The organism is Bacillus sp. SIMBA_005, assembly GCF_046535585.1.
GTDB classification, from domain to species: domain Bacteria; phylum Bacillota; class Bacilli; order Bacillales; family Bacillaceae; genus Bacillus; species Bacillus pumilus.
Genome location: NZ_JAWRWI010000981.1, coordinates 1 through 245, shown reverse-complemented (window position 1 = coordinate 245; position 245 = coordinate 1). Strand labels below are relative to the sequence as shown.

Genomic DNA, 245 nt, shown 5'->3' with positions numbered 1-245 from the left:
CTCCGGTTTCCCCTCCGAGGTGAAGATCGCGGCGAAGACCGGAACGGTCCCCGCGTGGCGCAACGAAGCCGGCGTCGTCACCTATCCCGACGGACGGCAGTACGCGGTCGCGGTGTTCACCCGCGCCGACTCGCTCGCCGAGCGCCTGCCTGCCGTCGACGCGTCGATCGGCCGAGCCGCGTGCGCCGCCGTCGAGCACATCCGCTCGCTCACCCTCTGAAAGACCCGATCCCACCCGAAGCACC

At 71.0% G+C, this 245-nt stretch carries 1 protein-coding gene; it reads left to right on the top strand.

The genetic code is table 11. The annotated features are described in order from the left end of the window. Positions 1-220: serine hydrolase (locus SB660_RS23020; protein ID WP_410584852.1), on the top strand; the 220-nt coding region annotated here is incomplete at its 5' end. Positions 221-245: the final 25 nt, after the last annotated feature.